At 67.0% G+C, this 26,637-nt stretch carries 31 protein-coding genes and 1 pseudogene; 18 read left to right on the top strand and 14 right to left on the bottom strand.

What is annotated here, in order from left to right; translation table 11 throughout:
* Positions 1–131: 131 nt before the first annotated feature.
* Both DM818_RS04785 and DM818_RS04780 read right to left on the bottom strand, forming a co-directional pair.
* Complete coding sequence (locus DM818_RS04785; RefSeq protein ID WP_075937856.1) at positions 132–878, bottom strand: SIMPL domain-containing protein; 747 nt, start codon at positions 876–878, stop codon at positions 132–134.
* A gap of 59 nt (positions 879–937) precedes the next feature.
* Positions 938–2,242: a TIGR00341 family protein gene (locus DM818_RS04780; protein ID WP_075937857.1), complete on the bottom strand. Its 1,305-nt coding sequence runs from the start codon at positions 2,240–2,242 to the stop codon at positions 938–940.
* A gap of 87 nt (positions 2,243–2,329) precedes the next feature.
* Between DM818_RS04780 and engB the strand changes: the two genes are divergently transcribed.
* A complete protein-coding gene (gene engB, locus DM818_RS04775; protein WP_123123728.1) occupies positions 2,330–2,950 on the top strand; it encodes a GTP-binding protein EngB in 621 nt (206 codons plus the stop codon).
* A gap of 146 nt (positions 2,951–3,096) precedes the next feature.
* On the opposite strand, the pseudogene DM818_RS04770 reads toward engB, so the two are convergent.
* From DM818_RS04770 to DM818_RS04760, 3 genes and pseudogenes are all read right to left on the bottom strand, one after another.
* Positions 3,097–3,267 (bottom strand): annotated as a pseudogene (locus DM818_RS04770) (restriction endonuclease); the annotation flags it as partial.
* A 129-nt stretch (positions 3,268–3,396) separates the two neighbouring features.
* Positions 3,397–4,344 (bottom strand): hypothetical protein, encoded by a 948-nt coding sequence (locus DM818_RS04765; protein WP_235907912.1) that lies wholly within the window; start codon positions 4,342–4,344, stop codon positions 3,397–3,399.
* Positions 4,345–4,742: 398 nt separating this feature from the next.
* On the bottom strand, positions 4,743–6,356 hold the full coding sequence (locus DM818_RS04760; RefSeq protein ID WP_075937861.1) for an AAA family ATPase: 1,614 nt from the start codon (positions 6,354–6,356) through the stop codon (positions 4,743–4,745).
* Positions 6,357–6,517: 161 nt separating this feature from the next.
* Between DM818_RS04760 and DM818_RS04755 the strand changes: the two genes are divergently transcribed.
* The 4 genes from DM818_RS04755 to yciH are packed head-to-tail and all read left to right on the top strand — an operon-like array spanning position 6,518 to position 10,903.
* Positions 6,518–7,450 (top strand): AAA family ATPase, encoded by a 933-nt coding sequence (locus DM818_RS04755; protein WP_075937862.1) that lies wholly within the window; start codon positions 6,518–6,520, stop codon positions 7,448–7,450.
* The gene (locus DM818_RS04750) at positions 7,447–8,376 is read left to right on the top strand and encodes a DUF58 domain-containing protein (RefSeq protein ID WP_153952378.1); all 930 of its coding nucleotides are present in this window, start codon (positions 7,447–7,449) and stop codon (positions 8,374–8,376) included. Before DM818_RS04755 ends, DM818_RS04750 begins: the two co-directional genes overlap by 4 nt.
* Entirely contained in the window at positions 8,373–10,559 is a 2,187-nt protein-coding gene (locus DM818_RS04745) for a DUF3488 and transglutaminase-like domain-containing protein (RefSeq protein ID WP_153952377.1), read from the top strand. Before DM818_RS04750 ends, DM818_RS04745 begins: the two co-directional genes overlap by 4 nt.
* Before the next feature lie 50 nt (positions 10,560–10,609).
* Positions 10,610–10,903: a stress response translation initiation inhibitor YciH gene (gene yciH, locus DM818_RS04740; RefSeq protein ID WP_075937865.1), complete on the top strand. Its 294-nt coding sequence runs from the start codon at positions 10,610–10,612 to the stop codon at positions 10,901–10,903.
* 48 nt (positions 10,904–10,951) lie between these two features.
* Here the strand turns inward: yciH and DM818_RS04735 are convergent, their stop codons facing one another.
* Positions 10,952–11,311, bottom strand: a complete 360-nt coding sequence (locus tag DM818_RS04735; protein WP_075937866.1) for a rhodanese-like domain-containing protein — start codon at positions 11,309–11,311, stop codon at positions 10,952–10,954.
* Between the two features lie 37 nt (positions 11,312–11,348).
* Complete coding sequence (locus tag DM818_RS04730; RefSeq protein ID WP_075937867.1) at positions 11,349–11,615, bottom strand: thioredoxin family protein; 267 nt, start codon at positions 11,613–11,615, stop codon at positions 11,349–11,351.
* A gap of 99 nt (positions 11,616–11,714) precedes the next feature.
* Here DM818_RS04730 and DM818_RS04725 point away from each other — a divergent pair, with 99 nt between their 5' ends.
* Genes DM818_RS04725 through hisE form a run of 4 tightly spaced genes read left to right on the top strand, consistent with a single transcriptional unit; the run spans position 11,715 to position 13,259 of the window.
* Positions 11,715–11,876, top strand: coding sequence for a preprotein translocase subunit Sec61beta (locus tag DM818_RS04725; RefSeq protein ID WP_075937868.1), 162 nt, complete (start codon positions 11,715–11,717; stop codon positions 11,874–11,876).
* 40 nt (positions 11,877–11,916) lie between these two features.
* Positions 11,917–12,504, top strand: coding sequence for a pyridoxal 5'-phosphate synthase glutaminase subunit PdxT (gene pdxT / locus DM818_RS04720; protein ID WP_153952376.1), 588 nt, complete (start codon positions 11,917–11,919; stop codon positions 12,502–12,504).
* 30 nt (positions 12,505–12,534) lie between these two features.
* On the top strand, positions 12,535–12,978 hold the full coding sequence (locus DM818_RS04715; protein ID WP_075937870.1) for a bifunctional nuclease family protein: 444 nt from the start codon (positions 12,535–12,537) through the stop codon (positions 12,976–12,978).
* On the top strand, positions 12,975–13,259 hold the full coding sequence (hisE, locus tag DM818_RS04710) for a phosphoribosyl-ATP diphosphatase (protein ID WP_075937871.1): 285 nt from the start codon (positions 12,975–12,977) through the stop codon (positions 13,257–13,259). Before DM818_RS04715 ends, hisE begins: the two co-directional genes overlap by 4 nt.
* Here the strand turns inward: hisE and DM818_RS04705 are convergent, their stop codons facing one another.
* Positions 13,260–13,583, bottom strand: a complete 324-nt coding sequence (locus DM818_RS04705) for a hypothetical protein (RefSeq protein WP_075937872.1) — start codon at positions 13,581–13,583, stop codon at positions 13,260–13,262.
* A 116-nt stretch (positions 13,584–13,699) separates the two neighbouring features.
* On the opposite strand from DM818_RS04705, the gene DM818_RS04700 reads away from it, so the two are divergent.
* Positions 13,700–14,692 carry an NOG1 family protein gene (locus DM818_RS04700; protein ID WP_153952375.1) on the top strand — a complete coding sequence of 331 codons (993 nt, stop codon included), beginning with the start codon at positions 13,700–13,702 and terminating at the stop codon, positions 14,690–14,692.
* A gap of 50 nt (positions 14,693–14,742) precedes the next feature.
* A complete protein-coding gene (locus DM818_RS04695; RefSeq protein ID WP_153952374.1) occupies positions 14,743–15,645 on the top strand; it encodes an ABC transporter substrate-binding protein in 903 nt (300 codons plus the stop codon).
* Here the strand turns inward: DM818_RS04695 and DM818_RS04690 are convergent.
* Genes DM818_RS04690 through DM818_RS04675 form a run of 4 tightly spaced genes read right to left on the bottom strand, consistent with a single transcriptional unit; the run spans position 15,614 to position 18,091 of the window.
* Positions 15,614–16,111, bottom strand: coding sequence for an HPP family protein (locus DM818_RS04690; protein WP_153952373.1), 498 nt, complete (start codon positions 16,109–16,111; stop codon positions 15,614–15,616). The two genes, DM818_RS04695 and DM818_RS04690, sit on opposite strands and share 32 nt — an antisense overlap.
* A gap of 1 nt (position 16,112) precedes the next feature.
* Positions 16,113–16,778: an NADPH-dependent F420 reductase gene (npdG, locus tag DM818_RS04685; protein ID WP_153952372.1), complete on the bottom strand. Its 666-nt coding sequence runs from the start codon at positions 16,776–16,778 to the stop codon at positions 16,113–16,115.
* A gap of 24 nt (positions 16,779–16,802) precedes the next feature.
* Complete coding sequence (locus tag DM818_RS04680) at positions 16,803–17,693, bottom strand: TIGR01548 family HAD-type hydrolase (RefSeq protein WP_143823830.1); 891 nt, start codon at positions 17,691–17,693, stop codon at positions 16,803–16,805.
* Positions 17,693–18,091: a UPF0146 family protein gene (locus DM818_RS04675; RefSeq protein ID WP_153952371.1), complete on the bottom strand. Its 399-nt coding sequence runs from the start codon at positions 18,089–18,091 to the stop codon at positions 17,693–17,695. Before DM818_RS04675 ends, DM818_RS04680 begins: the two co-directional genes overlap by 1 nt.
* Positions 18,092–18,130: 39 nt before the next feature.
* On the opposite strand from DM818_RS04675, the gene DM818_RS04670 reads away from it, so the two are divergent.
* The gene (locus DM818_RS04670; RefSeq protein WP_075937879.1) at positions 18,131–18,652 is read left to right on the top strand and encodes an archaemetzincin family Zn-dependent metalloprotease; all 522 of its coding nucleotides are present in this window, start codon (positions 18,131–18,133) and stop codon (positions 18,650–18,652) included.
* Here the strand turns inward: DM818_RS04670 and DM818_RS04665 are convergent, their stop codons facing one another.
* The gene (locus DM818_RS04665) at positions 18,653–19,681 is read right to left on the bottom strand and encodes an HNH endonuclease signature motif containing protein (protein ID WP_079988925.1); all 1,029 of its coding nucleotides are present in this window, start codon (positions 19,679–19,681) and stop codon (positions 18,653–18,655) included.
* Positions 19,682–19,951: 270 nt separating this feature from the next.
* Here DM818_RS04665 and DM818_RS04660 point away from each other — a divergent pair, with 270 nt between their 5' ends.
* Together DM818_RS04660 and DM818_RS04655 are read left to right on the top strand one after the other, a co-directional pair.
* The gene (locus tag DM818_RS04660) at positions 19,952–20,200 is read left to right on the top strand and encodes a hypothetical protein (RefSeq protein ID WP_075937880.1); all 249 of its coding nucleotides are present in this window, start codon (positions 19,952–19,954) and stop codon (positions 20,198–20,200) included.
* A 1-nt stretch (position 20,201) separates the two neighbouring features.
* On the top strand, positions 20,202–20,435 hold the full coding sequence (locus tag DM818_RS04655; RefSeq protein WP_075937881.1) for a hypothetical protein: 234 nt from the start codon (positions 20,202–20,204) through the stop codon (positions 20,433–20,435).
* Positions 20,436–20,439: 4 nt separating this feature from the next.
* Here the strand turns inward: DM818_RS04655 and DM818_RS04650 are convergent, their stop codons facing one another.
* On the bottom strand, positions 20,440–21,105 hold the full coding sequence (locus DM818_RS04650; RefSeq protein WP_153952370.1) for a DUF7125 family protein: 666 nt from the start codon (positions 21,103–21,105) through the stop codon (positions 20,440–20,442).
* A 100-nt stretch (positions 21,106–21,205) separates the two neighbouring features.
* Here DM818_RS04650 and DM818_RS04645 point away from each other — a divergent pair, with 100 nt between their 5' ends.
* From DM818_RS04645 to DM818_RS04630, 4 genes are read left to right on the top strand one after another with little or no spacing between them, the layout of a single operon-like run.
* Positions 21,206–22,867 (top strand): type II/IV secretion system ATPase subunit, encoded by a 1,662-nt coding sequence (locus tag DM818_RS04645; protein WP_172977286.1) that lies wholly within the window; start codon positions 21,206–21,208, stop codon positions 22,865–22,867.
* Positions 22,857–24,986: a type II secretion system F family protein gene (locus DM818_RS04640; RefSeq protein WP_148040761.1), complete on the top strand. Its 2,130-nt coding sequence runs from the start codon at positions 22,857–22,859 to the stop codon at positions 24,984–24,986. The genes DM818_RS04645 and DM818_RS04640 overlap by 11 nt, the downstream gene beginning before the upstream one ends.
* A gap of 2 nt (positions 24,987–24,988) precedes the next feature.
* On the top strand, positions 24,989–26,293 hold the full coding sequence (locus DM818_RS04635) for a hypothetical protein (protein ID WP_123123740.1): 1,305 nt from the start codon (positions 24,989–24,991) through the stop codon (positions 26,291–26,293).
* Positions 26,294–26,324: 31 nt separating this feature from the next.
* On the top strand, positions 26,325–26,588 hold the full coding sequence (locus DM818_RS04630; RefSeq protein ID WP_075937886.1) for a hypothetical protein: 264 nt from the start codon (positions 26,325–26,327) through the stop codon (positions 26,586–26,588).
* The last annotated feature ends 49 nt before the right edge of the window (positions 26,589–26,637 follow it).

Genomic DNA, 26,637 nt, shown 5'->3' with positions numbered 1-26,637 from the left:
GCTGTCGAAGCCACACCAAACAGCGCGGTGCTGGTCCCGAAGCCAAGCAATCAGAACCGTGGTAGCGATTCCAACGCCGAAAACCACAAAATCAGCCGAAGTGCCAGAAAACGCAGCTATCAAAAAACAGCCTAAACGTTCTGGGCGTCGTAGGTGACCTGCACGGTGACGGAGACGCTCACGGGACCGGCGTCGATGCTGGTGGCTGTGCCGGCACCGCCGGCGTCAGCCGCGTAGGCGACGGGACGGCGGTAGTCGGTCGTGGTCGAGACCTCGGCCGTGCCGGTGAGTTCGAGGTCGCCGTTGTCGGCGAGCGTCTCGGCCTCACCGCGGGCCGTCTCCATCGCCTCGGCGAGCGCCTGCGTGCGAAGCTCCTGTCGCGCCTCCTCCGAGAGGGTGAAGCGGACGTTCTCGACGTAGCTCGCGCCACCGTCGACCGCGGCGTCGATGGCGGTGCCGACGGCGTCGGTGTCAGTCAGGCGAATCTCGAAGCTGTGCTGGCCGCGGTAGGCGGGCGCGTCGGGGTTCTCGCGGCTCTCGTAGTTGCGCGAGATGTCGTAGCGGGCCGTGCGGAGCTGGTCGGCGTCGATACCCGCATCGGCGAGGGCATCGCGCATCCCCTCGGCGTCTGTCGCGAGCGCCTCGCGAACCTCGCTCGCGCTGTCGGCGGTGGCTTCGACGGTGACGGCGACGACGGCGCGGTCGGCGGCGGTCTCCGCGTCACCGACGCCGGTGACGGTGACGGTCGGCGTGTCGCTCGACTGTTGGGTCGCAGGCTGTGCGGGCTGGTCGTTGGTCGTGACGGCCGCGGCGAGGCCGGCCCCGGCGAGGAGGACGGCAACCGCGACGGCGACGACGGTGAGCGTCTGTTGGCGCACGACTCGCAGTAGGCTACCGGATTAGATAACCGCGCTGATAACTCAAAGACGGATTTGAGCTACGCCCGTTCGTAGGAGACGTAGCGCACCTCTATCTCGGTGTCCGAGCCGACGACGGCTGACACTTCCCGCTCGATGGCGGCCGTCAACCCCGTCGTCTCCGCGCCGGGTGGGACCCCGACCGTGACGACGACTGACGAGGCGTCGTGGAGAAGGAAGACGGGGTCGCGCGGCTCGAAGCTCACGACCGTCTCGAAGGCCGTCAGCTCCGGATACGCGCCGTCGGCGGCGAACAGTCCGGCGACCTCGCCCTCGATATCCGACTCGACGGCGGACGTCTGGTAGGTGTCGTAGGTGACGCCGCCGAGGAACGCCGACAGGAGGAGGATGACGCCGACGAGCGCGGCGACCCGGCGGATGGTCGCGGCGCGGGCGTCGTCCTCGCGGAACAGCCCGGCCGGTCGGTAGCCCGCGTACCACAACACGCCGAGCGCGGCCAGATTGATGGAGAGCAGATTCACGACGACCAACACGCCCGAGGAGACAGCCATCACGGGGCTGCCGTAGGCGATGCCGATACCGACGGTCGCGGCCGGCGGCACCAGCGCGACGGCAATCATCACGCCCACGAGCGCGGAGGAGACGCCCGTCGTCAAGGAGACGGCTCCGGCGATCCCCGACCCGAGCGCGACGGCCAGCGAGAGGAAATCCGGGTTCAATCGCTCGCGAACCTGTCCGATGGTCGCGGGGTCGAGCGAGGCCGGCACGAGGTTTAAGAGATTCACGAGCGCGGCGAACGCGCCGGCGGCGACGACGGCGAGTGTCACCCCGAGCGCCTGCATCCGGACCCCGCGCGCGAACAGTTCGTCGTCGTCGACGACGCTCCCGACGGCGGCGGCCATCGCCGGCCCGATGAGCGGCGCGATGACCATCGACCCGACGACGGTCGCGGGCGAATCGAGCAACAGGCCGGCCGTCGCGATGACCGCCGAGACGACCGTCATCACGACGTACGTCGGCAGCGAGGATGCGAGGTCTTCGGCCCGGGCTTGGAGTTCCTCGCGCGCGATGCGGTCGTCGCTCCCCTTGTCTTCCTCGTACTTCTCCTTCAGCTGGTCGAACTTCCGGGAGACGACGGTCTCGGCCGTCAGGACGACGGTGTACGCTTGGTCGTCGATGCCGACCTCGCGCAGCGATTCGAGCACCGGCTCGACTGCTGCCGTCGGAATCGGGAAGTAGACGACGCCGACGTACTCGCGCCCGCTGGCCTCGTCGGTCACGACGTAGTCGATTCCCTCGTCGTCAAGGACCGACAACAGCGCGTCGCGTTTGCCCGCCGGAATCGTTACCTGGACGAGTCGCACGCTCACGACTCACGGCGCGTGGATAAAAAGCCGCCTCTCCCCGTGCCACTCCACGAGCGTTATCCCCGTCGCCCCGCTACGGCGGGTATGTTCGACTCTCGCCCCGACCGCGACGCCGAGGTCGTCCTCATCGGTCGCTCCAACGTCGGGAAATCCACCCTGATGCGCGAAATCACGGGCCACACGTTCGACACCGGCCAGAAGCCGGGCGTCACCCGCCAGCCCAACCACTACGACTGGACCAGCGAGGACTTCGTCATCTCGGACCTCCCGGGCTTCGGCTTCATGGCCGGCGTCCCCGACGACGTACAGGACGACATCAAGACCCACATCGTCCAGTATCTGGAAGAAAACGCCGACAAGATTCTCTGTGGCGTCATCGTCCTCGACGGGAAGGCCGCCGTCGACATCATCGACCGCCACTCCGGCCCCGACGAGATTCCACACACCGTCGAGATGTTCGGCTTCTGTCGCGAACTCGGGATTCCGGTCGTGCTCGCGGTCAACAAGATGGACAAGGTGGACGACCGCGACGAGCGGCTCAACGAGATCTGTGACCGCTTCGGCCTGTTCCCGCCGTGGAAACAGTGGGAGGGCGAGACGATCGCCCCGATTACCGCGAAGACGGGGAACATCGACGCGCTGAATCAGGCCGTTCGCCACCACCTCCACGAGGCGAAACGCGACGACCTGTTCAAGTTCTTCTAGCGCACCTTTTTGCTGCGTCGGGTGTCCTCGGCGCGGCTTCGCCGCGCCTGTGGGCACCACTCCTTGCAAAAATCTGCTCCAAAAACCGCAACGCAGCCGCGCCTTCGGCGCGGTGAACCGCTCGCTCCGCGAGCGGATGCCGTGGGTTACTCTCCGACCGCCTGCTCGACGATCTCGATTTCCTCGTCGGTCAGCCCGTAGAGGTCATACACCAGTTCGTCGATGAGGTCGTCGGTGCGCTCGATTTTCTCGTCCAACTCCGCTGCGCGTTCCGTCGCCTGCTCGTAGCGTTCGATGCCGTCGCGCACGTCCTCGATATTCCCGTTCCCTATGGCAAAGAACTACTCATTAATGTCCATCGGCCGCTTGATGGTCCCGGCGCGAGTGGCTCCAAACCCCGCGAGCGAGGACTGCGTGTCGGCGTCGTCGGAGTAGCACAGGCCACATCACACGACATCTGCAAGCACGGACTCCAACTGCTCGTCTAGTTTTCCGACCTGTAGGATTCCGATACCATCCTGCTCGCTGAACGGCTGTGTCTCACGTTCCGGCATATCCTGTACGACGAGCAGACCGTTCGAACCGTCACCGAAGAAGCTGCCGCCTGACTTGCTTCCATTCACGTACTCGCCGTCTTGTCTGAGGAATGCGAGATACTCCAGCGTCTCTTTGATTCCGCCTCGAATCGTGTCGACTCGTGTCGAGTTTTTCACTTCGGTGATGAAATACTCGTAGCTTCCAGCGTCTTCATCGATAACCTCGAGAACGATTACGTCCGGCCGTCCGGTGTGGTTCTGGAACTGCTGTCCGAAGTAGTCGCGAGCGACACGCTGTGCCGCCCGCTGAACTGCTTCCGTCCGCGATAGCTCCTTGTCGGACTTCTCTTCGGGTACAGAGCGAAACGAGAGGCCACGGTCTCCTCCCGAGGTGTCGTGATACAGCACAATCTCCTTTGGCCCCGAGAGTCGCGCAATTTCCTGTCGACCGGACTCGATTGTCGAGACTGTGAACTCTCCTCCGTGGAGGTCTTCGATAGTCGCGATGAACCGAAACAGCACGTACAATTCGAGCAGTGTCTCCTCGTCGTCTGGCGTGATTGCTGTCTGTTCGAGGAGATTTCGAACTGCGGTCGACTCTCCTCGATGAATTGCCCGGTACTCTCGAACGAGCCCTGCGGCCTCCCGGTACACCGGCTGTCGGGAGTTCTCGCTGCTTACTAGCATCCGGTCTGTCGGTTCGTACTGCTCCGGCTCTCGTATCCGTCTGACGTGGACGTTTCGTTCCATAATCTTCTGAAGCTCTAAGAGGAGTTCCTCCTCGCCACGCCACGCTTCGTTCACCCACTCATACTCGCTGTCGAGATACTCTTGTGCGTTCTCTACGGCCTGATACACCGTTGCGAGCAATCGCTTGAGGACGATGTTCTCATCGGTGTCGTAGGTCTCGGTCCGAGTATCACAGACGAACAGCGAACGGTCGCCCGGACTCTGCGTACTCCGAACACGCGCTGTCTGTGACCAGTTTACTCGCCCTCGAACAGTCCCGCGAGATGTTCTCGTCCTACTCTCCGTCGAAGTCTCTAACTGCCGAAGTCGCTGAGGTAGCTCACGGACGAACGCCACTACGTCATCACGGAGAACGAAATGAAGGTCGATTAGCGTTTGATAATCGTCAAATCGGTCAGCCAGTCCCTCTGGTTTGAGTGGCTCGATCAGTACGTCATCGGAGAGGTGACCGTGCATCACATAGCCGAGTACGTCCTGCGTCAGTTTGTCGAGAAGCTCTTGGCGATTCATTCGAGAGGAACCTGAAGCACTTCAGACGCGACCTGTCGAAGCACCGATTCATCGACCCGTGTCTCGAATAGCTGTTGAACGATTTCTTTCCGCTGCGGTATCCCCTCTAGCTGCGGAAGAACATAGCTCGCGACGGCCTGTGTTGTCTTCTCCTCTATAGTTGCTGGCTCCATCGCGCTCATCATCTCCAACATATCCTTCACAACGGCTGGTCCAATCGCCCGGTCATGGCTGTTCATCGTTCGCCACACCGTTGCGACTGCGGCCTCATCCGGCTCCGTGGTCTCGATACCCCAGAGTTCGACGTACTTGCTGATTGCTTGTTCTAAGTCCCCGGACGGAGGGCCGACACGGATAAAAGTAAACCGTCGCATAAACGCGTAGCTCATCTCGTACAACGAGGTCTTATCGTAGCTGTTCATCGTCGCCAGTAGTCGCCACGACTCGGGAACGACATACTCGTGAGATGCGGGCTGACTGCTCCAGTCAACTCGGTCCGCCGGAAGAATCTCCACCTCCGACCCCGCTTGCTGGAACGGCAACTGCACCGGCTGCCCGGACAACACAGTAAACAACTGTCCGAACGCCTTGTCGATGTCTGCTCGGTTTATCTCATCGATGACGAGTAGTTCGTTTCGCGCGTGGTCGCCGTTCGGAAGTCGCTCCAACACCTGCCCCGGAACGAAATCGAGCGAGCCTCCCGCTTCGTCACGTGGCATATATCCGCCGACGGTATCGAACGTAGACCAATCGGCCGTCGCAGTCGATATCTGGTAGTCGGTGTACTGGTCGTTGTGGAGCAACGCCTTACACGTGTTCTCGGCCAACTCTGTCTTTCCAGTTCCGGGTGGACCGGTGAAGATGACATGCTTCCCTGACTGGACTGCTGACTCAACCGCACTCTGTATCCGTCGTCGTTCGTCTGGGTCGAAATAGAGATCATCAAAGAGTGCGTCTCCGTCAAGAGTGATTCCCTCCCGCTTTCGAAGGTGGTCGAATGATTGGCTCGCAGTCTCCGGTTCGTCGGCCGATTCCGCCTGTTCGACATCCCGGTTTCGGTATCGAACAGTCGTGAGCGGCTCCGATTGAAGCAGGCGTAGATGCTGTTGACCGTCGCTTGGTGAACTGAACGAACCCATCACGGGGAATCTGCTCCCCGTCTCTTCTTCGATTTCGCCCAAAGTTAGTCGATTCTGCAGTAGCGATTCGATATCGTTGTGTATCTGTTCGTGAGATTTCTCCCCAATTTCTGCTCCAGAGACCCCACCAATGTTCCCCCGCCAGTGTGTCGCTGTCAGCTCCACGATATACGGGAATGCGTTCTCGCCTGCCTCAACTTCTGAGCGCCACAGCGGATACTCCTTGGTTCGCTTTGTCCCTGCGATACCGTAGCCGATGATTCCAGAGTCCCAGTTTCCGTCGTGCGTATCGGACCCGGTCGAGTGAAACAGAATCAAATCCCCGGCAGAGACTCGTTCCCAACTGCTCTCATTGTCGGACGCGAATCCCCAGATACCGGTGTTGAGCGTCGTGAGCCAGTGATCTGGTGGTCCCGTTGCCTTGAAAATCGCAGTATCGTCTTCGAAATCAGAGAGCGTCGGCTCGGTCATACCTTCTTGCCGTCCGTGTCCGGCTTATGTTTTCCCGTCGTCTGAATCGCTGTCCACCTGTCAACCGGCTCGTGCCTTTTGATATTTATCCCAGGACCAAACTTACGGTACAGCGGCTCCACCCTTCGGCTAATGCCATCCCTCCGCATGGTCGAGCCACGATGAGCCAGCACACAACCGCGACGGCTGGCGAGACGGCTCGCCGCGTCATCGACAACATCGGAGAGGTCATCGTCGGAAACGAGGACAGCATCGAACATCTCGTCGTCGCGCTGCTCGGTCGCGGCCACGTCCTGCTGGAAGACGTACCGGGCGTCGGGAAGACGATGCTCGCGCGTGCGGTCGCCACCTCCTTCGAGTGTGAGTTCAAGCGCGTCCAGTTCACGCCGGACCTGCTGCCGGCGGATATCACCGGCGTCAACGTCTTCGACCAAGCCGACCAGACGTTCGAGTTCCGGCCCGGCCCGGTGTTCGCGAACGTCGTCCTCGGCGACGAGATCAATCGCGCGCCCCCGAAGACGCAGGCCGCGCTGCTCGAAGCGATGGAGGAGCGACAGGTGACGGCCGACGGGACGACCCGGGAGCTGCCGGAGCCGTTCTTCGTCGTCGCGACCCAAAACAGCGTGGAGCGGGACCGCACCTACGAGCTTCCGGCCGCCGAACTCGACCGGTTCGCAATGAAGCTCTCGCTCGGCTACCCCGACCCCGCCGACGAGACGGAGATCCTGGGCCGCGTCGTCGGCGAACACCCGATTGAGACGCTGGAGCCGGTCGCGACGACCGGCGACCTCGTCGCCGCCCAAACCGCCACCGCCGAGGTGACGGTGAGCGAGGCGGTGCGCGACTACGTCACGCGGCTGGCGGGCTACACGCGCGAGAACGCCCAGCTCGGCGTCTCGCCCCGGGGGTCGGTCGCGCTGTTGCAGGCCGCACAGGGACGCGCCGTCTTGAACGACCGCGACTACGTCCTCCCCGACGACATCCAACAGGAGACGCGACCCGTGTTCACCCACCGGATTCGCGTGGGGCGGGGCGAGGGCGACCCCGAAGACGTGGTGGCGTCGGCACTCGAGGCGGTCCCCGTCGAGCGATGAGACCGACGCGGCGTGGCTACGCGACGCTCGCGCTCGTCGTCGTCGCGTTGTGGGCCGGGCTGACGGCGGGGCCGCGGTCGCTGAACGCGGTCGTGGTGCCGGCGCTCGTGGCCGTCGGCTACGGGTGGCTCTCGCTCCGCCGGCGCGCGCCGCCCACCGTCACGCGGTCACAGCCGACGCCCGGCTTCCCCGGCGAGACGCGGGATGTCTCCCTGCGAACCGAAAGCGCCGGGCCGGTGTCAGTCACCGACAGCGTCGGCGAGCGGCTCGTGCACCGCGAGGATCGCCCCGACGGCTACCGGGTCGAACTCACGGAGCGGGGCGTCGGCCGTCTCGGCCCGGCGACGACGACCGAGACCGACGTGTTCGGGCTCGTCTCCCGGACGGGCGAGCGCGGCGACCCGACGGACCTGCTCGTGTATCCCGCCGTCGAGCCGCTTGCTCCATCGCGGCGATTCGCCGGGCTGGTGGACGAGGCCGGCTCGCCAGAACGCGACGCGTTCTCCTCCCTGCGCGAGTACGTCCCCGGCGACCCGCTCCGGAACGTCCACTGGCCGTCGTCGGCCAAACGGGAACCGGGCGAGCTCGTCGTCACGGAGTACGCCGCGCCCGACGAGGGCGGGATTACGGTCGTCGCGGCGAGTGACGCCGACAGCGCGGACGCGATGGCGACCGCGGCGGCGAGCGTCGCCGTCCACCTGCTCGACCGCGGGCTCACGGTCGGGCTAGTCGCGCCCAACGGCCGGACTCCACAGCGCCGGGGACCGACGGCCCGCACCGATATGCTGGCGCTGCTCGCCCGGGCCGGTCCCGGGCAGCCGGCCGACGAGGGAGACGTTCACATCGACGCGACGACGGACGAGACGACCGTCACCATCGCCGACGAGTCGTTCCGCTTTGCGGAACTCACGGGGGCAAACGCATGAGCGGTCGCGAACGCCCCCGCGGGCGACTCCCCGACGGCCGGGTGCGGGCGCTGTTCCAGATCGACCGCCCCGACAGAGTGCTCGCGACCGGCGGGGTCCTGCTCGCGATACTGACGTATCTCGCCGTGCTCGACCGTATCGTCGTCGTGGCCGACGGCTCCGGGTCGGTCCCGGCGTTGGCGGCCCTCTCGCTCGCCGGCGGCACGGTGCTCGCCAGATTCGTCCGGCCGCGGTGGGCGCTCGCCTGCTTCCTCGCGCTCGTCGCCGCCGGCACCCAACAGTATCTCGCCTCCCTCCCCGCGACCGCCGCGCTCGGCGAGAACCTGGGACCGTTCGTCGGCGACACGGTGTCGCTGCTCACCGGGATGTCGATTCTCCGCATCATCAACGCGGACATCTGGGCGCTGACGCTGGTGCCCGCACCGACGATGTTCGCGTGGTATCTCGCGGTGCGTCGCCGCTACGTGGCCGGCGCGACCGTCGCCGGAGCCACGCTCGGGCTGCTCGTGTTGACCGGCGACGCCGGCACGACGACGACGCTGCTCGGCGTGGTCGGCGTGGCCGCCGCGGCCGGCTTCGGCACCGTCGAGACGACGCCGACGGCCGTCGACGCGAGCCGGCGGTCCGTGCTCGTCGGCCTGGGGGGCGCGGTCGTCGGTGCCTCCGTCCTCGACGTGGTGCCGAGCGAGCGGGCCGGCGTCGGCGGCGACGGGCTCGGCGGGCTCGGCGGCGGCACGACCACGACGGAGGCGAATCTGCTCGCCGACAGCGAATCCCTCCAGATTCAGGGGTCGATTTCGCTCTCGCCGACGGTCCGGTTTCAGGTCGAAAGCGAGCAGGTCGGCTACTGGCGTGCGCTCTCCTTCGACCGCTACTCCGGGCGCGGCTGGATTCGCACCGGGGAGACGGAGCCGTACGACAGCCCCGCGACGCCACCCGGCCCGACGACGAGCGTCCAACAGGAGTTCACGCTCGCCGGCCAGATCGGTCGGCTCCCGGCGCTGTGGAAACCCGTCGATATCGACGTTCCCGCAAGCGTCGACGCGTATCAGGACGGCAGCCTCGCGCCCACGCGTTCGCTCCGCGAGGACGAGTCGTACACCGTCACCTCGGCTCGCTCGCAGGCGACGCCCGACGACCTCCGGGCCGCTCCCGACCGGTATCCGGACGGCATCCAACAGCGGTATCTCGCCTTACCGGGGGATTTCCCCTCGCGGGTGGCCGACCGCACCGCCGACATCGTCGGCGACGCCGCAAGCGCCTACGACGCCGCCAGCCGGGTCGAGGCGTGGCTCGAATCGAACCGCGACTACTCGCTCGACGTGGACCGGCCGAGCGGCGACATCGCCGACCAGTTCCTCTTCGAGATGGACGCCGGCTACTGCACCTACTTCGCGACGACGATGATTGCGATGCTCCGGACGCAGGGGATTCCCGCCCGGTTCACCGTCGGCTACACGCCGGGCGAGCGAGTCGGGGAGTCGTCGTGGGTCGTGCGCGGCTTCGACGCCCACGCGTGGGTCGAGGTGTACTTCCCCGGCTACGGCTGGCAACAGTTCGACCCGACGCCGGCCGGTCCCCGCCGGCTCAACGAACAGGAGCGACTCCGGCAGGCGCGGCTCACCGACGAGGACGACGTCGACACCAACGAGACGGGACCGGGTGAGTGGTCGCCGACGCCGACCCCGACGCCGACTCCCGACCCCTCGGCGTCGTCTGGCGACGGAACGGCGACGCCGATTCCACAGCGCAGCGGCGCGGCACCGCCGGGACTCCCGGAGACCGCGCCCACCACACCGACGCCGGCCCCGAGCGGCGTGGCCGGGTCGGTCACGCGCGAGCAGGCCGCACTCGCGGCCGTCGCGCTCGCCGGCGGGGTCGCCGCGCTCCGGCTCGCCGGCGTCGACGAACTCGCCTACCGGGCCGTGTGGCTCCGGTATCAGCCGCGCAAGTCCCCGCTGGAAGATGTCGAGCGCGCCTACGCGCGCGCCGAGTACGCGCTCGAAGCCCGCACGCGGACGCGCCGCCCGGACGAGACCGTCCGTCAGTACGCCGCCGCCGTCGGCGACGAGCCGTTCCAGCGGCTCGCACGCGTGTACGAGCGAGCGATGTACGCGGAGACCGCGAGCGAGACAGACGCCGACGACGCGGTCGAGTTGGCAGACGTGGTGGTGGGCTCCTGATTCCCGCTCCCGACAGTGTTTAATAGCGCCGCTCTGTAGGTCTTTGCGTAATGTCGGAAGTCTGCTCGACGTGTGGATTGCCCCAGGAACTCTGCGTCTGCGAGGACGTCGCCAAGGAGTCCCAAGAGATCACAATCCGCATTGACGAGCGCCGCTACGGGAAGGAGGTAACGATTATCGAAGGGTTCGACCCGAAGGACGTGGACGTCGACTCGCTCTCGTCGGACCTCAAATCCAAGTTCGCCTGTGGAGGGACCGTCGAGGACGGGCAGATCGAACTCCAGGGGAACCACACCGGCCGTGTGGAGGACTTCCTCCGCGACAAGGGCTTCAACGTCGCCTAACACTCTCTTCGTCGTTCGTCTTCTCGACTCGGCCAGCGACGGCGCCGATTAAAACGGCGGGTCCGCGCTCGGTCCCTCGTCGCTCGGCCCGGACGACTCCAGTTCGTAGCCTTCCTGCTCCCAGCCGGTCAGCCCGGATTCGAGCGACTCCACGCGGCCCGTGGCTCCCTCGTAGGAGTCGATGAGCCGGGCGGCCTGTACCGAGGACTTGCCGTGCGGGCAGACGGTGACGATGCGGTCGGTGCCGTTTAGCTCCTCGATGCGGCCCGACAGCTCCGGGAACGGGATGTTCTCGCTGCCGGGGATGTGGCTCCGGTCGAAGGCGACGGGCGACCGGATGTCGATGATGCGCGGGTCCTCGCTGTCGCGCAGTTCAGATAGCTCTGTGGGCGTGAGTTCGCCGTCCATACCGTCGGTACGCGCAGCGAAGAGAAAAGCGACCGGGTTACGCGCCCGCCTTCTGCAGGGCGCTCTCGATGTCGTCGCGCTGGGTGACGCCGACGAACCGCTCGACGATGCCGTCGTCGTTCTCGATGACGAGCGTCGGGAGCGAACGGACCTGATACTCGTTTGCGGTCTCCTGGTCCTCGTCGACGTTCACCTTCTCGAAGCCGACCTCCGGGTAATCCTCGGAGATCTCTTCGAGAATCGGGTCCTGGGTCTTACACGGACCACACCAGTCCGCGTAGAAGTCCTTCAGATTGACACTCATGCCTATCAGGCGTAGACGAGCCGCGATGTAAAGCCTTTCGCGGCGGGCGGCGTCGGCCCGTGACACAACGCTTAGGTTCCTGCGCTCGGAGTATAGCGTATGAGCAGTGGCCAAAACTCCGGCGGCCTGATGTCGTCTGCGGGACTCGTCCGGTACTTCGACAGCGAAGACCGCAACACGCCGACGATTGCCCCCCAGACGGTCGTCATGTTCGGGCTCCTCTTCGGGGTCCTCGTCATCGTCCTGAACGCGCTCGCGTAACGACCCGCGCGCTTTTCTCGCCGTCGTTCCTACCACCGACATGACCCTCACAGCCGGCGTTATCGCCGTCCAAGGCGACGTGTCGGAACACGCCGCCGCCATCGAGCAGGCCGCCGCCCGCCACGACCGCGCCGTCGAGGTGGTGACGATTCGGGAGGCCGGTATCGTCCCCGACTGTGACCTCCTGTTGATTCCGGGCGGCGAGTCGACGACCATCTCCACGCTCCTCGCCGAGGAAGGTATCGACGACGAGATTCGCGACCACGTCGCCGCCGACAAACCGGTGCTCGCGACGTGTGCCGGGCTTATCGTCCTCGCGGCCGACGCGAAGGACGACCGCGTCGCCACCCTCGGCCTGCTCGACGTGACCGTCAACCGCAACGCCTTCGGCCGGCAGGCCGACTCCTTCCAGACCCCGCTCGACGTGACGGGGCTCGACTCCCCGTTTCCGGCCGTCTTCATCCGCGCGCCGGCAATCGACTCCGTCGGTTCCGACGTGTCGGTGCTCGCTGAGTGGGACGACCGCATCGTCGCCGTCCGAGACGGGCCGATTGTCGCGACGGCGTTCCACCCGGAACTCACCGATGACGCCCGCATCCACGAAGTCGCCTTCTTCACCGAGGGGTAACCACTTCCCGCCAGCGCTCCTTTCTCGGGTATGGACGCAGCTATCGACGGCGTACACGTCGCGGACACGCCCTCCGGGCAGGTGCCGGTCGTCCTCGTCGGCGTCGCCGAGACGACCGACGTGCTCCCCATCTTCGTCGGCTTCGAGGAGGCGCTGGCGATTCGTCGGGGCCTCGACGCCGAGGACACCCCCCGACCGTTCACTCACGACCTCCTGCTGGACGCCGTCGAGGAACTCGGCGGTCGCGTCGACGCCGTCGAGATAACGGGACTCGAAGACGGAACCTACATCGCCGAACTCCGGTTGGCGACCCCCCGCGGCTCGGTGACGCTCGACGCGCGCCCCTCCGACTCGCTCGCGCTCGCGGCCCGGACCGGCGCACCAATCACCGTCGCCGACGCCGTCTTCGACGCCGGCAAGCGCGGGACCGATGCGTTCACCGACCTGCGGGACATTCGTGAGGTCACCGAATGACCGACGACACCCTCCGCGAGCTGTTTGACCTCATCGAATCGCGCAAAGCAGAACTGCCAGAGGACTCCTACACGACCCGGCTGTTCACACACGAGAAGGGGAAGAACTACGTCCTGGAAAAGTTGGGCGAGGAGACGACGGAGACGATTCTCGCCGCCAAGGACGACGACGGCGAGGAGCTCGCGGCCGAATCTGCCGACCTCGTCTACCACCTGCTCGTCCTGCTGTCGATGCAGGAGCTCGATTTGGACGACCTGCTCGAGGAACTGGAACGGCGGTAGCTACTCCGCCCGCTCGAACCGGTAGGTGAGCACGTCCGCGTCGTCGTCCCACTCGAAGCCGCCGGGATGGGCGCGTTTCATCCGCGACTTGTACGCCGACAGCGACGGCGATCCCTCGCGCTCGGCGTCGCCGTCGGTCATGTCGCCGAGCTTGCGCTCCTCGATTTCGACGACGGTGAAGCTGTCGCCGTCCACGACGAAGCTGTCTCCTTCGTCGGCGTAGCGGGTCCCGGCCCCGCGGGTCAACTGCGTGATTTCGCCGTCCGCGACCGCATCCATCACGCGCTCGTTCGGAAGCAGGTCGCCGGCGTCGATTTCTGCCATACCCGTCGTTGGGTCGCCCGGAACAAAAACCTCGCCACGCTCGCGCTGTGAACGCGACACACACGGGCTGAGGCCCCAACGAACGTGTTTTACGCGTCGATAGGGAAGAGTGGGTAATGACTATCTTCGAGTCGCTCCCCACCACCCCACGGTCGGAGGAGCTCATCGACAAGGCGTTCTCCCGGGCCGCACGCGCGGGCAACGCCAAACACGGCATCGAAGCCCAGGAGTCGATGCTCCAGACCGCGGGCAACATCCTCTCGGACAATCTCGGCAACGTCGTCACCTCGTGGCCGGACTTCGACCTCGTGGACCCCTTTTACCGTGACCTCGCGGACGCCATCGTCGCGCGCGAGGACCTCGACGTGGACGCGCTCCGCCAACACCTCAACGAGGTAATGTGGGCCTCTCGACAGGTCGAGAACATCAAACAAGAGTACCACGGCCGCATCCGCAACGCCGACCCCGACACCGCCCGCAAGCTCCGCAAGCAGGCCTTCGCCCGCTACGCCGACGTGACCGAATCCGTCGAGGACGACCTGCTCGCGATTGCCGACGCGCGCGAGGAACTCCGTACGCTCCCGGACATCCGCCCGGACGAGCCGACAATCGTCGTCGCCGGCTACCCCAACGTCGGGAAGTCGTCGTTCGTCAACCGCGTCACCCGCGCGTCGAACGAGGTGGCGACGTACCCGTTCACGACCCGCCAGCTCCGGGTCGGCCACTTCGAGCGCGACCGCATCCGCTACCAGCTCGTCGATACGCCGGGCGTGCTCGACCGGCCAGCCGAGGAGCGCAACGCCATCGAGTCACAGGCCGTCAGCGCGCTCGTCCACCTGGCCGACGCCGTCCTCTTCATCGCCGACGCGAGCGGCAACTGCGGCTATCCGCTCTCCTCGCAGTTGGAACTGCGCGATGAAATCGAGGAGCTGTTTGCCGACGCTGACGGCGATATCCCCGTCCTCACCGTCTGCAACAAGAGCGACGAGTCCCGCGAGATGGACGCCGACCACTACATGAGCGTCGAGACCGACGAGGGCGTCGAGGAGGTGCTCGACGCCGCGGTCGAGGCCGTCGGCTACGAGTTCGAGCTCCCGTACGACAGATAACACGCAGTGGTATTCGTTAGTTATACATCGGGCTGCGCCGTAGCGTCCATATGGACAGCGTCACGCTCGGACTGGAGTGGTTTCTGAACCCCGACCACATCCCCTTCTACGTGGCCGACGAGCGCGGCTACTACGCCGACGAAGGCCTCGAACTGGAGGTGTGGGAGCCGCCGGAACATTACGAGACGCTGGAGATGTTGGCCGCCGGCGAACTGGACTTCGCCATCACGGAGCCGATACACCTGATTCCCGAGCGCGCGGCCGGCGTCCCGGTGCAGGGTATCGCGGAGTTTCTCGACACGCCCGGCGGCATTCAGTACCCCACGAATCGGGGGTGGGAGACGCCGGCCGACCTCCCCGACGGCGTGCGACTGAACTACCCCGGCGCACCCGAACCGGAGGGGCGGCGGATGGTCGCGGCGATGATACGACACGCCGGCGGTGACCACTCTGCCGACGATATCGAACCGGTGGACCGCGGCTTCTACCACACCGACGCGCTCATCGAGGACGACGCCGACATCGCCTTCCTCGCCTTCCACAACTTCGAGGTGGTGGAGAGCCGCCACCGCGACTTCGACACCGCGCTGTGGGAGCTAGACGACTACGGGCTTCCCGACTTCAGCCGACTCATCCTGACAGCGAGTGATGAAACGCTCGACACCGCACCCGACCGCGTCGAGGGATTCCTCCGGGCGACCCGCCGCGGCGTGGAGACGACCCGCGACGAACCGGAGACCGCCATCGAGACGTTCTTCGAGCGAAATCCCGAGGTGCGCGAGGACGACCCCGAGCTACTCGATGCGATCGCGCGAGATACGGTCGAGCGGTTCACCGCCGACTTCTCGCAGGCGACCGGAATGTACGCCGACCTCGCCGAGTTCGCGGTCGATATCGGACTGGCCGACGAACGGGTCCCGGTCAGCGCCGTCGCCGACGAGCGATTCGCCTGAGCCCGGCGTCGGTCGCCAACAGCACACCGACGGCGAGCACGACGACGACCGCCTCACGCGCCGTCGTCAGGAGTCCGAGCGCCACGATGAGCGTCGTCGCACACGCCGGCGCGTGACGATACTCGCTCGCCACCATCCCGGCGGTCGTGCCGACGACGGCGAGGAAGGCACTCGCGGCGAGTCGCCCGCTCGCGAGCGACCCGGCGGCCGGCTGTGTCGTGAGCACGAGTCCCGGCGCGAGCAGGTGATAGGCGGCGAGTCCGGCGGCGAGTCCGATGAGATGGCCGCCGAAGACGCGTGCCGGCCGACTAGTGTCGGCGTCGGGACTGACCGCGAGCACGTACGCCGACGGGCCGAGACTCGGGAAGACGAACGGGAGTCCCGAGAGCCACGCGACGACCGCAAGCGGGACGAACAGCGCGGCGACCCGGCCCGCACCGACGCGTGCGGTCGGTCGCCGGGCCATCCTACCAGAACTTCACGCCGAGGTCGTGGAGCTCCTCGTTCTCGCTCGCGAGGTTGATGAGCAGCGGGGTGAGCGCCTCGACCTCCGAGGCGTTCGCCAACCCGCCCACGTCGAGCGGCCGCAGCCCCTCGATTTCGGCTGCAAGCTCCATCACCGTCGCCTTCGCGCTGTCGTCGTCACCGAAGACCGGGGTGTCCCAGTCGAACTCGGTGTCGAGGTCGGTGAGTCCGGCCGCGGCGAGGTTGTGGAACGCGCCGACGACGGGGACGCCCTCGGGGGCGGCGTCGGCCGCGAGCGCGGAGACGGAGCCGGCCGGCGGCGGATTGTAGTGGAAGCCGTCGTCGTCGCGCTTCATCCCGACGGCCGGCGTGACGAGCACCGTGTCGTCGAGCTTGTCGGCGACCGCCTCGACCGTGTCGGTGAGGTGGTAGGCCGGGACGGCGAGCACGGCCACGTCGGCGCGGTCGGCCGCCATCTCGTTGACGAATCCCGTGATCTTGGTCTCGACGCCGTGGTCCGCGAGCGTCTCCTGATACTCGTCTGCGGCCGCACGCGCCTTTTCGGGGTCGCGCGAGCCGAGAATGATGTCGTGGTCGGTGTCGTGGCCCCACCGGAGCGCGAGTCCCTTCCCGATGTCGCCGGTGCCGCCGAGCAGTGCGATTCGCATACCCCCATTCACGGTGGCGCGCGCCTAAGCGTTGTGAGACCGGCTGACCTCGCCCGAAAGCGCCCCGGGGAGGTCGTTCACGGAGTCGATGACGGCACTCGCCCCGGCCCGTTCGTACTTCTCGCGGCCCGACTCGCCCGTGAGCCCGCCGGTCAACACGCCGATACCGTGGTAGGTGCGGTCGTCGGTCGCGTCGGCGCTCGTGGCCGTCTCGATATCGTCGAGGGTGTCGCCGACGAAGACGATCGTCTCGGCGTCGAACCGCTCCGCCAACGTGGTGAGCGCGGTCGGGTCGGGCTTGCCCGGCGCGGGGTCGTCCATCGTGAACCGGTGTTCGTCGGGGAGGTCGAGGCCGACGCGGTCGAGTGCGATGTCGGCCTCCGCGGCCGGCCGTCCGGTAACGACGCCCACGTCGTACGCGTCGGTCAGGGCCGCGCGCGTCTCGGCGGTGAGGATGGTCGGCTCGTCGTGGATGTACCCCGGCGTGTCGAGCGTCGGGTCGCCGCCTTCGAGCTCGCGATAGCGGTCGCTCCCGAGATACAGCTCCTGGAACACGTCGCGGAGGCGGTCGCGGTCCCAGTCGGCGTACACCGCCTCTCGCGAGTGGGGGTCGAGGTGGTCGGCGACGACGGTCTCCGCGCCGGCAAGCCCGCCGCCGGAGGCGGCGATTTTTTCGGTGAACGTCTCCACCGAGAGCGGGAAGCCGGCGTCGCGCGCCAACACGTACAGCGCGACCGCGTAGGTCAGCTCCCAGTCGTTGTTGAAGCCGCCGGCGTCTTTGAACGGCTGGATGGCGTCGCGGCCGATGGTGTCCCCGTACACTCGCTCGACGGACTCGACGATTGCGCGCCGGTAGGAGTCAGCCACGTCGACGAGCACACCGTCGATATCGAGCACGACCGCGTCCGCATCTATCATATCCGACCGTTCGGGTCGGGAGGGATAAATAGCGTCTCATGCGGCAGCGTTTTCGGCCGCGCGTCGACGAGCGCCGGGTCGCCGCCCAGCGTGGTGAACGCCCACCGCGCGCCCGCCGCCCGTGCGACGGTCACGAGCGGGCGCTGTAGCTCCGGCGGGCAGTTCAGCGCGTAGACGATGTCGGCGTCGGCGTACACCGACGGGTCGGGGTCGGTCACGTCGTCGCGGACGAACGCCACCCCGTCGGGGACGGTCCGTGCAACCACGTCCGTCGCGGTCACCGCCACCGCCTCGGCGGCGACTGCGGCGGCAACGTCGGTGCGGTTGCCGATACCGACCTCGACCGCCCGGCTCGCGTCGGTTGCGAGCGCGTCAGCGAGTCGGGGGTCGGACATGGCGGAAACCTTACCTCCGATGTGGTCTAACTGTTTCGTATGCACGTCGACATCGTGCCGGTCGGGGACGTTCCCCCCGTGGTGAAGCGGGAGGCCTCCTCCGGGCTTCGCGCCGTCTACGACGCCGAGGTGACGCTCCACGACCGCCAACCCCTCCCCGAATCTGCCTTCGACGAGGCCCGCAATCAGTACCGGGCCGAGGAGTTCATCGAACTCGCAGCGCGGGTCGGCTCCGGCACGAAGAACATCGCCATCACGACACAGGACCTCTACTACCGCCGTCGCAACTACGTCTTCGGGCTGGCGTACCTCTCCGGCAACGGCAGCGTCATCTCCACCAATCGCCTCCAGACCGCCTCCGACGGCGGCAGCGCGACCAAATCCCCCGAAGAGGTGTTCACCGACCGCGTCCGCAAAGAGGTGGTCCACGAAATCGGTCACACCCTCGGACTCGAACACTGCGACGAGAAGAAATGCGTCATGAGCTTCTCTCCCACCGTGCGCGAGGTAGACCAGAAGACGCAGAACTTCTGTGGCTCCTGCTCGCGGCAGGTGCTGTAATCAGAACGGTCGCGACTCCGCGTACGCGATAAGCTCCTCGTTGAAGCTGTCGCCGTCACGCCCGTAGTGGCGTCGCCGGTGGCAGTTCGGACACAGCGCGACGACGTTACTCGGGTCATCGGCCCCGCCGTCGGCGCGTCGGTGGAGGTGGTGGACTTCGAGATACGGCTCGCCGTCACCGGCACGGAACGGTGCTGGCTCGCCACAGCCTTCACAGACGCCGTCGGCGTACGCCCGGATGAACGACCGGACCGCCGCCGACCGGCTGTACGTCGTGGTGGTCGCTTTTGTCTGCCCGTTCCCGTCGTTGTCTCCCGTGTTGCTCCCGGTCGCTTCCTCGTACAGCCGTTCGAGCTGCTCGTCGCCGAGGTCCGGCGTCGGCTCGGCGTCGCGGTCTGTCGCGACCGGTTCCAACTCGAATCGGAGCGCGCTCCGGCGGTCGCCCGTCGCGTCCGGCAGTTCCTGTCTGAAGTGGTCGACGTACGCGTACTCGCCGACGAAGCTCACCTCGCCGGCGTCGGCCATCTCGAACAGATACAGGTCACGGCCGTCGCTCGCGTGGTCACGAATCGCTCTGTTTCCGTGCGTCAGTTCCATGTCGCCGGTGCGGCCCTCCCCGGTGTAGACGAACGTGTCGCCGTCGAAGCCATCCTCGTAGCCGTAGCCGTCACCCGCGCCGTAAAACAGGAAGACGAACGGGTACGACGCCGACGGTGCGATTCCGGCCTGCCGCTTCCCGCCGTAGTGGTCGTGGATACGAGCGCGGGTGTAGGTCTCCCCGGCGTCGAACGGCGGCGCAAGCTCCTGAATCTCGTAGACACCGTCGTCAGCGAAGGCGATTTCCTCGCGGTCGCGAAGCTCCTGTAGCGTGCGGCTCAGCGTCTGTTCCGGCGTGGTTGCGTCGGGAAACCGCTCGCTGAGCGTGTCGAGTGACTGGCGAAGCAGCGTCTGGCGGGTCACGCGCGTCCGGTCGGTGCTCGTCCGGTAGCGGAGGAGTTCGGCCCGGACGGCGTTGCGCCAGCGGCTCACACCCGTCGGTCACGGGCGAGTGGTGTAGATCTTCCGGGAGATGGTGGCTCGGAGGAAAGGCCTCGTCACACGGGGCTCGGAGGGGGTAACTGTCGTCACCGCCACCACCAGCCTCTGAGACGTGCGCGGGCAAAAGTCCGTCCACTGGGTCGTCTCCGCTGCTCTCCTCCCTCTCGCCGCGGGAAAATTCCAGGCCGAAAAGACAGATATTTATTCGCCGGGTCGAATCGCCGACACCGGAGTCGCGTTCCCACCCCGGTACGATATCAGATGTTCCCCCTACTCACTCGCCTGTGGCGTCTCGCCGGTGGCGTCGCAGGCGTCGGCGCGTTCACGGCTCCCCCCGCCGTGGTGTTGTATCGCTCGGTCGTGCTGTTGTACGAGTACGTCGCCGGCGGGCGATCGGTGCTCGCCACCCTCGTCGGACTGCTCGTCCTCGGAACGACGGCGCTGACGCTGGTCGTCGCGCTCGCGGTGTGGCGCGCGGTGACCGACGGTCACCCGCCGGGCGTGGTCTGACGTGCGTCCCTCACTCGCCGGGACGACGCTCGTCGTCGGCTTCGGCGCGACGACCGGCTACGTCGCGACGCGACTCGTCGCCGCCGGCGTCACGGCTCCCGACGCGTGGCTGGCGACGCTGGTGGTCGCGCTCCTCACGACCGGGAGTCTGTTCGCGGTCGCGGGGCTGTTCGGCGGACTGCTCGTCGCCCGCATCGTCCACACTGCACACACGCCGGCACCGCGGCGACGGTGACACCCTACTGGTGGCCGCGGTCGGGGTCGTGGCGGAGGGTGCGACCGACCTCGAGCGAGACGGTGACGGGCAAGACCGGCTCCGCGGCCGCGAGTCCGCGCACCTTCCGCGCCGTCAGGGTGTCCTCCGTCGCGCGGTCGGCGCGGTACTCGAAGACGGCGTCGGCCGCCCGACACACCTGCCGGACCGGGCGGGCGAACGTCTCGTCGGGGTCGACATCGAGCACGAGCAGCGCCAGCCCGTCGCGCTCGTGGACGTGGTCGCGAATCTCGGCGAACGCGTCGCGCCAGCCGTCGGTCGCGAGCACGTCGCGAAACGAATCGACGACGACGGCGTCGTGCTCGCCCAGCGAGGGCTGTACGCCGCCGGCCAACTGTCCGGTGACGCCGACCTGTCGGATATCGACCGTCCCGGAGTGGGCCGGGGCGAGGTCACCCAGCGTCCGGCCGGCGCCGGCGGCGTCGCCGATGGCTTCCCGCACCGTCGCGGGCGTCCGCATCGTCGTCAGATAGCGGGTGTCGCGTTCGGTCGCCACGGCCGCCCGGTAGCCGAGCAGTTCGACCGCACTCGCCGCGTCGCCGAGCGCGACCGCGACCGACCCCGGCGGGACGCCGCCGCCGAGTGCTCTGTCGAGGCTGTGTACGCCGGTCCGGAACGCGTCGCGAGCCATACCGGGCCTACACCGGATTCGGATAAAAACGTGGAGCCTGTAACTTAATTCCAGCTACTAACAACAGATATTAATGTGTGGGGTGGAACCGGCTATCATCATGAGCGAACCGAGCGAATCGAGCAGGCCGACACCCCCCGGCAGGCCCGACCTGCCGCTCGATTCCGCCGACGGCGACCGCAGTGGCGAGCCGATACCCGACGAACGGACCCGGAATCTCCTCGTGCCGATGCGCACGGAACTCGGGGCGGAGACCGACAGCGCCGTCGAAATCACCGAGCGCTACTGGCTCGTCCGTCCCTTTGCCTTCGCCGTCGTCCTTCGCGATACGCGAACCGACGAGTACAGCTACCACGTCGTCGAGCCGGACCTCGACGAGCACGAACACTACGTCTACCGCGAACTCGAACGCGAACTCCGGGAGCATCTCGTCCACCGCGTCGCCCCCGGCGAAGACGACCACGAACGCGAGGCGATGCTCGAACGACAGGCCCGCCGCGTCATCGACGAACTCCCCGGACTGGACGTGCCCGAGCCGTCGTTCCAGCAGATTTGCTACTATCTCAGGCGGAACCTCGTCCACTTCGGGAAGGTGGACCCGCTGATGTCCGACCCCCGGCTGGAGGAGGTGTCGTGTAACGCGCCGGAGAGTCCCGTCTTCGTCTACCACCGCGACTACGAGGACCTCGCGACGAACATCGAGTACGAGGCGGGCGAACTCCGCTCGTTCATCAAGACGCTCGCCCAGCGCTCGGGAAAGGATATCTCGACGGCGAAGCCGATGCAGGGGACGGCCCTCCCCGACGGCTCGCGCATCCAGCTCACGCTCGATGAGGTCGCGCCCCGGGGCGAGAACTTCACCATCCGGAAGTTCCGCGAGGTGCCGTTCACGCCGGTCGACTTGGTGCAACTCGGCACGTTCACCGTCGACCAGCTCGCGTACCTGTGGACCTGTATCGACGCCGGCCTCTCGGGCATCGTCGCCGGCGGAACCGCCTCCGGCAAGACGACCGCGCTCAACGCACTCTCGATGTTTCTGCCCCCGAAGTCGAAGGTCGTCTCCATCGAGGACACCCGCGAACTCCAGATTCCACAGGAGAACTGGGTCGCCTCGCTCACCCGCGAGCCGATGACCGGCGACGCCGACGAGACGGGCATCGACATGTTCGACCTCCTGCGGGGAGCGCTCCGCCAACGGCCGGAGTATATCCTCGTCGGCGAGGTCAGAGGCGAGGAGGCCCGCGACATGTTCGAGGCGATGTCGACGGGCCACACGACCTACTCGACGTTCCACGCCGACCGCGTCGAGGCCGTCCTGAATCGGTTGCAAGGCCCGCGGATGGGCGTCGAGAAGGAACTCATCTCGGAGCTGGGCTTTCTCTGCTTTCAGGCGCAGGTCGGCTCCGAGAGCGAGCGGCGAAACACCGAAATCGCCGAAGTACTCGACATCGAGGGCGGGCGGCTCAAGACCCGCACCGTCTTCGAGTGGAGCGAGCCGGACGACACCATCGAGCAGGTGAACCGGTCGGCACACATGGCGACTCTCCGGCAGGAACAGCCGGCGATCGACGACCGGACCGACCGCCGGCGCGAACTGCTCGCGTACCTCGTCGCCGAGGACATCAGCGGCTACGAGGCCGTCTCCGCGGCGGTGCGCGCCTTCGAGCGCTCGCCCGACCGCGTCATCGAGCAGGTGCGCGCCGGCGCGCTCGACGCCGAGACGCTCCACCACATCGAGGCGGGTGACGACGGTGGCGAGTAGCGCCGACGACGCCGCCTTCGAGGTGGACGCCGAGACGGAGCGACGGACCGAACTCCTGAACCGGGTCGCCGACGCCGTCGTCGAGATCCGCGAACGGGTCGCTTCCGATGCCGACAGAAGCCGGCTCGACCGCTTCGCCTACCGGCGGTTCGCCGGGTGGTTTCGCGACCGCCGCGACCGGTTCGAGCCGTACCGTCGGGTCGTGAATCAGGCGCGCTACGAGGAGACGTACGACCGGTATCTCGCTCGTACGACACTCTGGACGCTGCTCACCCTCGCCGTCGGTACGGTCGTCGGCCTGCTGTTTGCACTCTTGTTTCGACAGCTCGGCGTGTTCTCGACGCTGGGCCTCGCGGTCCCGCTCGGTCCGCTCGCGCCCGTCGTCGACCTGCTGGCGGTGCCCATCGCGATGGGGTTCGTCACACTGTCGGTCGCCCTGCTGTTTGCGGTGCCGGTCGGCGTCACGCTCTACTACGCGCCCAAATTCGCAGCGTATCAGCGCGAGCGCGCCATCGACTATCTGCTCCCGCAGGCGGTCACCTACATGTTTGCGCTCTCGCAGGGCGACCTCCCGTTTCCGGCCATCGTGCGCCGGCTCGCGGAGACGGAGGACACCTACGGCGAGGTGGCCGTCGCCTTCCAGGCGGTCACGAACGACATGGATTTCTTCGGGTCCGACCTGCGGGCGGCGCTCCGGAGCGCCCGCGAATCGACCCCGTCGACCGAACTCGCGGAACTGCTCGACGACATGATCGGTATCATCGACACGGGGGGTGACGTGACGCCGTTCCTCCGGAGCAAGGCCGAGGAGTATCAGGAGCGCCGGCTCCGGGCCAACGACCGTATGGTCGACACCGTCGGCATGTACGCGCAGCTGTACATGATTGCGGGCGTCGCCTTCCCGCTCTTTCTGCTCATCACGCTCACCATCATGGTCGCCATCTCGGGGTCGGGGATGGCGCGGCTCCAGTTGGTCGTCTACGTGCTCGTCCCGACCGTCGCGGTCGGGTTCATCGTCCTCATCGACACGGTGTCTCCGGACGACCTCGGCACCTCCCCCACCCTTCCGGTGGACGACGACCGCGTCTCCGTCGCCGAACTCGCGGCCCGGCTTGACGGGGAGACGACCGACCGCGCGCCGAGTCGGACCAGCGGCCACACCGACGCCCTCTCGACGGCCGAAGCGAGCGGTATCGAGGGACTGCGGGCCGCACTGCGTCGACAGTCTACGGTTCGGACGCTCCGTGCGCCAATCGACCTCGTGCGCCGGCGACCGGTCGTCTCGCTCGCCATCTCGGCTCCCGTCGCGCTCCTGTACGTCGGCGTGCTCGCGCTCGCGGGAGTCTCGGTGCCGACGCCGGCCGGCTTCCTCGCCGCCCCGATTGCGACGACGCTCCTGTCCGTCGTCGTCCCGCTGTTCGGTGTGCTCGTGCCGCTCGCGTACTTCCACGAACAGCAGTATCGCCACCGCCAGCGCGTCAACCGCGAGCTCCCGGACGTGGTACGAAAGCTCGCCAGCACCTCCAAGACGGGGATGACGCTCGCGCAAAACATCGGGCTGGTCGGCGAAACCTCGGAGGGGTATCTGGCCGGCGAGTTCCGGCGCGTCGACCACGCGCTGAACTACAACGTCGTCCTCGGCGACGCGCTCCGGCGGATGTCGAACCGCGTGCGCAACGAGCGGCTCACCCGCGTCGTCCACCTGCTCGCGGAGGCGAACGCCGCCAGCGGGCGCGTGCGGACCGTCCTCACGGTCGTCGCCGACGACGTGCGCAACGCCTACCGGCTGGAGACGCGCCGGCGCGACGAGACGCGCAACCAACTCGTCATCGGCGTGATGGGGTTTCTGCTGTATCTCGTCGTCGCGGTCGGCGTCATCGAGTTTTACCTCCCGCCGATGGTCGAGGCCGCCTCGCAGGCCAGCGAACTCGGGGCGACCACCTTCGGCACGAACATCGACATCGACGCCTTCCGGGTCGTCCTGTTCCACGGCGCACTCTTGCAGGCGCTGGCAACGGGGCTCGTCTCGGGCCAAATCGCCTACGACAGCGCGCTCTCGGGGCTGAAACTCGCACTGCCACAGCTACTGCTCGCGACCGTCGTCTTCTGTTTCGTCTGACCATGACCGACACACCACCACACGACAGCAGCACTGACAGCACACCACCGAGCCCCTCTCTCGCCGACGCGACGCGCGCACAGGCGACCCAAATCGGGCTGATACTCGCCATCGGGAGCCTGTTCAGTCTCCTGTTGGTCGCGCAGGTGTCGCTGGCTCCCCAAGTTCAGTCCGAGACGGAACTGCGCCACTCCAGCACCGTCCTCGCCGACATGCAGGAGATACAGGCCGACCGGGGCGTCGTCGCCGACGGCGCGGGCGGCCAGGCCAGCGTCCTCCGGATGGGCGACAGCTACCCGACCTACCTGATTCTCGCCCAGCCGCCCGGACCGTACGGGACCCTCGACACGGAGGACGCCGGCCGGCTCACCGTCACGGGCGCGACGGCCACCAACCCCAGCGCAGCCGACCACTTCGCCGGCGACCCCATCGCGGGGGAGACGACCGCGCTCGAATACACGCCCGGCTACCACCAGTACGACGCGCCGACGACGCGGCTCGCGCAGGGCGTCCTCACAGAGGAGTACGGCGACCACGCCGAACCAATCGCGGGCGGCGAGGTCGTCGACGGCCGGAACCTGAATCTCGTCTGGACGACCGGCGACATCGCGACCGGTCAGACGAAGCCGCTCACGCTCCGCACCGAGCGGCTCTCGGCGGCCGACCGCGCGATTCGGGTCGAGCAGTCGACGGACGCGACCCCGATTCGGGTGCGATTCGAGACGACGCTCTCCGAGCGACGGTGGCGGGAGCTCCTCGCCGCCGAACTCGACGAGGAGACGACGCCCGCCGCGCCTGCCTACGACGGCGACGGACGCTACGTCACCGGCATCGAGAAGACCGACGGCACGCTCACCGTCTCGCTGGAGACGGGCGTCAGCTACCGGCTCGACATGGCGAAGGTCGGCTGGCGAACCGGCCACCAGCCCGGCTTCCCAGACGACAGCGAGCCGGAACCGGCGTATCTCGCGACCGACGACCGGACGCCCGTCGTCGCCGAGGAAACGACCACGACCCTCACCGCGCGAGTCGCCGACGGCTACGCGAACCCACAGCCGGACGTGCCGGTGACGGCCAGCGTCGAGACCGACGGCCGACTCGCCGGCGGCGCGACCAGCCGCGACCGGCTCTCGGCCGGCGACGGGACGGTCACGTTCGAGTACACCGCTCCAGAAATCACCCGTCCGACTGACGAGGCGAGCGAGCAGACCGAACGCGTCCGGGTCACGCTCCCCGACGCCAGCGGCGGGGACGACGACCCGCGGGTCGTCGTCTTCGAGATTCGCGTCCAGAACACCCACGACTGAGACTTAAATACGAACACGAGACAGCCACCCCATGTCACCACACGATACTCACGACTCCGACCCGGCGTTTCGCGCGCTCCGCAGCCGCGTCGACCGACTGGAGCGCACCCGCGAACAGCGACTCGCCAGACTCGAACGGCTCGTCGCCGCACTCGCCGAGGAGACGACGCGCCAGCGTGCCGTTCTCGAGTCCGTCCTCGACGAGGACGACCCTCGACTCGACCGCGACCAGGCCGTCGAGACGTTGCTCGACGCCATCGCCGACGAGGAGGTGAGCGATGTCGACCTACCGTGAGCGTCCCCGCCCTCGCGATAATCCCCCGACGAGGGCCGTGACGCGATGC

The sequence above is a fragment of the Halosegnis longus genome (genome assembly GCF_009663395.1).
In the GTDB taxonomy this organism is placed as follows: domain Archaea; phylum Halobacteriota; class Halobacteria; order Halobacteriales; family Haloarculaceae; genus Halosegnis; species Halosegnis longus.
The sequence above is the reverse complement of the archived record's forward strand: the minus strand, read 5'-3'. Positions and strand labels throughout refer to the sequence as shown.

Bases quoted from the DNA above. Each gene is read 5' to 3' on its own strand.
- engB (WP_123123728.1), top strand. From the start codon at position 2,330: ATGTTCGACTCTCGCCCCGACCGCGACGCCGAGGTCGTCCTCATCGGT.
- DM818_RS04760 (WP_075937861.1), bottom strand. From the start codon at position 6,356: ATGACCGAGCCGACGCTCTCTGATTTCGAAGACGATACTGCGATTTTC.
- DM818_RS04755 (WP_075937862.1), top strand. From the start codon at position 6,518: ATGAGCCAGCACACAACCGCGACGGCTGGCGAGACGGCTCGCCGCGTC.
- DM818_RS04750 (WP_153952378.1), top strand. From the start codon at position 7,447: ATGAGACCGACGCGGCGTGGCTACGCGACGCTCGCGCTCGTCGTCGTC.
- DM818_RS04745 (WP_153952377.1), top strand. From the start codon at position 8,373: ATGAGCGGTCGCGAACGCCCCCGCGGGCGACTCCCCGACGGCCGGGTG.
- yciH (WP_075937865.1), top strand. From the start codon at position 10,610: ATGTCGGAAGTCTGCTCGACGTGTGGATTGCCCCAGGAACTCTGCGTC.
- DM818_RS04735 (WP_075937866.1), bottom strand. From the start codon at position 11,311: ATGGACGGCGAACTCACGCCCACAGAGCTATCTGAACTGCGCGACAGC.
- DM818_RS04730 (WP_075937867.1), bottom strand. From the start codon at position 11,615: ATGAGTGTCAATCTGAAGGACTTCTACGCGGACTGGTGTGGTCCGTGT.
- DM818_RS04725 (WP_075937868.1), top strand. From the start codon at position 11,715: ATGAGCAGTGGCCAAAACTCCGGCGGCCTGATGTCGTCTGCGGGACTC.
- pdxT (WP_153952376.1), top strand. From the start codon at position 11,917: ATGACCCTCACAGCCGGCGTTATCGCCGTCCAAGGCGACGTGTCGGAA.
- DM818_RS04715 (WP_075937870.1), top strand. From the start codon at position 12,535: ATGGACGCAGCTATCGACGGCGTACACGTCGCGGACACGCCCTCCGGG.
- hisE (WP_075937871.1), top strand. From the start codon at position 12,975: ATGACCGACGACACCCTCCGCGAGCTGTTTGACCTCATCGAATCGCGC.
- DM818_RS04705 (WP_075937872.1), bottom strand. From the start codon at position 13,583: ATGGCAGAAATCGACGCCGGCGACCTGCTTCCGAACGAGCGCGTGATG.
- DM818_RS04700 (WP_153952375.1), top strand. From the start codon at position 13,700: ATGACTATCTTCGAGTCGCTCCCCACCACCCCACGGTCGGAGGAGCTC.
- DM818_RS04695 (WP_153952374.1), top strand. From the start codon at position 14,743: ATGGACAGCGTCACGCTCGGACTGGAGTGGTTTCTGAACCCCGACCAC.
- DM818_RS04690 (WP_153952373.1), bottom strand. From the start codon at position 16,111: ATGGCCCGGCGACCGACCGCACGCGTCGGTGCGGGCCGGGTCGCCGCG.
- npdG (WP_153952372.1), bottom strand. From the start codon at position 16,778: ATGCGAATCGCACTGCTCGGCGGCACCGGCGACATCGGGAAGGGACTC.
- DM818_RS04675 (WP_153952371.1), bottom strand. From the start codon at position 18,091: ATGTCCGACCCCCGACTCGCTGACGCGCTCGCAACCGACGCGAGCCGG.
- DM818_RS04670 (WP_075937879.1), top strand. From the start codon at position 18,131: ATGCACGTCGACATCGTGCCGGTCGGGGACGTTCCCCCCGTGGTGAAG.
- DM818_RS04660 (WP_075937880.1), top strand. From the start codon at position 19,952: ATGTTCCCCCTACTCACTCGCCTGTGGCGTCTCGCCGGTGGCGTCGCA.
- DM818_RS04650 (WP_153952370.1), bottom strand. From the start codon at position 21,105: ATGGCTCGCGACGCGTTCCGGACCGGCGTACACAGCCTCGACAGAGCA.
- DM818_RS04645 (WP_172977286.1), top strand. From the start codon at position 21,206: ATGAGCGAACCGAGCGAATCGAGCAGGCCGACACCCCCCGGCAGGCCC.
- DM818_RS04635 (WP_123123740.1), top strand. From the start codon at position 24,989: ATGACCGACACACCACCACACGACAGCAGCACTGACAGCACACCACCG.
- DM818_RS04630 (WP_075937886.1), top strand. From the start codon at position 26,325: ATGTCACCACACGATACTCACGACTCCGACCCGGCGTTTCGCGCGCTC.